The following is a 3,023-nucleotide window of genomic DNA, read 5'->3' as shown; positions in this document are numbered from 1 at the left end:
CATCAAGATCATGGCCCACCTGGATATCGCCGAGAAGCGCCTGCCGCAGGATGGGCGCATTGCGATCCGCGTGGGGGGCCGGCCGCTGGATATCCGCGTCTCCACCGTGCCCACCGGGCACGGCGAACGGGCGGTGCTGCGCCTGCTGGAAAAGGATGCCGGGCGGTTGCAGCTGCAACGCCTCGGCATGGCCGACGATACGCTGGCCACCTTCACCGGATTGATCCGCCAGCCGCATGGCATCGTGCTGGTGACCGGGCCGACCGGCAGCGGCAAGACCACATCGCTGTATGCGGCACTGGGGCAGCTCGACAGCAGCACCAGCAACATCCTCACGGTGGAAGACCCGGTGGAGTACGACTTCGCCGGCATCGGCCAGATCCAGGTCAACGCGCGCATCGGCATGAGTTTCGGCACGGCGTTGCGCGCGATCCTGCGCCAGGATCCGGACACCATCATGATCGGTGAGATCCGTGACCTGGAAACGGCGCAGATCGCGGTGCAGTCGTCGCTGACCGGCCACGGCGTGCTGGCATCGCTGCATACCAATGATGCGATTTCGGCGGTGACCCGACTGGCGGACATGGGCGTGGAACCTTTCCTGCTGGCCTCATCGTTGCGTGGCGTGCTGGCGCAGCGGCTGGTGCGCAGGCTGTGCCTGCAGTGCCGGTGTGCCGAAGTGGATGCCGAGGGCCGCACCGTGTGGCGGGCCGTAGGCTGCCCCGCCTGTGCGAACAGCGGCTACCGCGGGCGCACCGGTATCCACGAACTGTTCGTGGTGGATGAGCGCGTGCGGGCACTGATCCATGAAGGGCAGGGCGAACCCGCGCTGCGCGAGGCCGCGCGGCGCGCCGGCATGCGCACCCTGCGCCAGGACGGGCAGCGCTGGGTCGACAGCGGGGTGACCACGCTGGAGGAGATCCTGCGCGTGACCGGCGACGATTGAGGCGCGCATGGCACTGTTCGACTACCAGGCCGCCAACGCACAGGGGCGCATCGAGAAGGGGCAGCTGGACGCGGACAGCGCGCGCGGCGTGCGCCAGCAACTGCGCGGGCGTGGGCTGACACCGGTACAGGTATCAGCCGCACGCAATGCCGGCAGTGGCTGGGGCACGCGCAGGCTGTCGGCCAGCGAACTGGCCTGGGCCACACGGCAACTGGCCAGTCTGCTGGCCGCCAGCCTGCCGCTGGAAAGCGCGCTGAGCGCGGTGATCGAGCAGGCCGAACGCCCGCACGTTGCGCAGGCGCTCACCGCAGTGCGTGCCGACGTGCGCGCCGGTCAGCGGCTGACCGTGGCGCTGTCGGCGCGGCCGCGCGATTTCCCTGGGATCTATCGTGCCCTGGTGGGCGCCGGTGAGGATTCCGGCGATCTGGCACGGGTGATGGAGCGCCTGGCCGACTACATCGAAGAGCGCAACGCGCTGCAGGCGAAGGTGCTGACGGCGTTCATCTACCCGGCAGCGATCAGCCTGGTATCAGTGGCGATCGTGATCTTCCTGCTCAGCTACGTGGTGCCCCAGGTGGTGACTGCATTCGTGCAGGCGCGGCAGACGCTGCCGATGCTGACCCAGGTGATGCTGGCGGCCAGTGCTTTCGTACGCGCGTGGGGCGTATGGACGGGGATAGGCGTCGGCGCACTCGTGGTGGGCTGGCGGCTGGCCCTGCGGCGGCCGAATCTTCGCCTGCGCTGGGACACCCTGCTGCTGCGCGTACCGATGGTGGGTCGCTTCGTGCTGGGCGTGAACAGCGCACGCTTCGCATCGACACTGGCGATCCTGCTTGATGCCGGTGTGCCCTTGCTGCGCGCACTGGACGCCGCACGGCAGACACTGGGCAATGCGCTGCTGGCGCGCTGTGCCGCTGATGTGGCCGCACGCGTGCGCGAAGGTACTTCGCTTGGCGCTGCGCTGAAGGTGCAGAAAGTGTATCCGCCGATCCTGGTGCATCTGGTGGCCAGTGGCGAGAAGACCGGTTCATTGGCGCCGTTGCTCGACCGCGCTGCACAGACCATCTCGCGCGAGATCGAACGCCGCGCGATGGCACTCACTGCATTGCTGGAGCCCACGATGATCCTGGTGATGGGGGGCGTGGTGCTGACCATCGTGCTGGCCGTGCTGATGCCGATCATGGAAATGAACCAGCTGGTGCAGTGACGTGCATCCACGCATGGCGTGGATCTACTGAAACCCGGTTTCTCCACACAATCCTCCACACCTTTTTCCGATCTTCCACAGGTTTCTTAAGCGGCCTGTCATCGGCGACGACCAGCATGTCCCTGTCGCCGCAGAGTGGGCTGGGAGGCCCTCGGCGGCAGCAGGCGTGTAGTGACCGTTCCTCCCTTGGTGTTTCACCTTCGCAGTAAACCCTTCAGGAGAAGATCATGAACAAGTACAAGACCCTGGCCGCGCTGGTTGCTACCGCGCTGCTCGCCACTGCCGGTGCCGCGTCGGCGCAGACCGTTACCGGTGGCGGCGCTTCGTTGCCGGCCGACCTCTACAAGGGTCAGGCCGACAGCATCCTGCCGAGCAACTTCAGCTACGCCGTGACCGGTTCGGGCACCGGCAAGAAGGCCTTCCTGCAGAATGATTCGCAGCTGTTCTCGACCACCGGCACCGTGCACTTTGCCGGCAGCGACTCGGTGTTGAGCTCGACCGAACTGAGCACCTACACCACCACCTACAACCAGGCCAGCAATGCCAACCGCTATGGCAACCTGATCCAGGTGCCGTCGGTGGCTACCTCGGTGACCATTCCGTTCAACAAGGCCGGTTCGGCGGTTGACCTGAGCGTGGCACAGATCTGTGGCGTGTTCTCCGGTGCGATCACTGACTGGTCGACCATCGATGCCAACCGCAGTGGCCCGATCCAGGTGGTCTACCGTCCGGAAAGCAGCGGCACCAGCGAAATGTTCACCCGCTTCCTGACCGCCGCCTGTGCGCCGGAAGTGGCTGCCACTTCGAACCTGGTCGATGGCAAGTTCGCCATCAAGTCGACCTTTGCCGATCTGTACAAGCGTGATGCCA

Annotated in this window: 3 protein-coding genes; all 3 read left to right on the top strand. The window is 66.1% G+C overall.

What is annotated here, in order from left to right; translation table 11 throughout:
* Positions 1 to 946, top strand: a 946-nt coding sequence (locus AB4Y84_RS17900; RefSeq protein WP_442250581.1) for a GspE/PulE family protein, incomplete at its 5' end; no start/stop codon positions are given.
* Positions 947 to 953: 7 nt separating this feature from the next.
* The gene (gspF, locus tag AB4Y84_RS17895; protein ID WP_442243680.1) at positions 954 to 2,153 is read left to right on the top strand and encodes a type II secretion system inner membrane protein GspF; all 1,200 of its coding nucleotides are present in this window, start codon (positions 954 to 956) and stop codon (positions 2,151 to 2,153) included.
* 227 nt (positions 2,154 to 2,380) lie between these two features.
* On the top strand, positions 2,381 to 3,023 hold a 643-nt coding region (locus AB4Y84_RS17890; protein ID WP_442250580.1), incomplete at its 3' end, for a substrate-binding domain-containing protein.

Source organism: Stenotrophomonas sp. 2YAF22, assembly GCF_052114665.1.
GTDB classification, from domain to species: domain Bacteria; phylum Pseudomonadota; class Gammaproteobacteria; order Xanthomonadales; family Xanthomonadaceae; genus Stenotrophomonas; species Stenotrophomonas indicatrix.
This window is presented reverse-complemented; position numbering and strand designations above follow the sequence as displayed.

Excerpts from the sequence above, each read along its gene's own strand:
- gspF (WP_442243680.1), top strand. The coding sequence starts at position 954 with ATGGCACTGTTCGACTACCAGGCCGCCAACGCACAGGGGCGCATCGAG.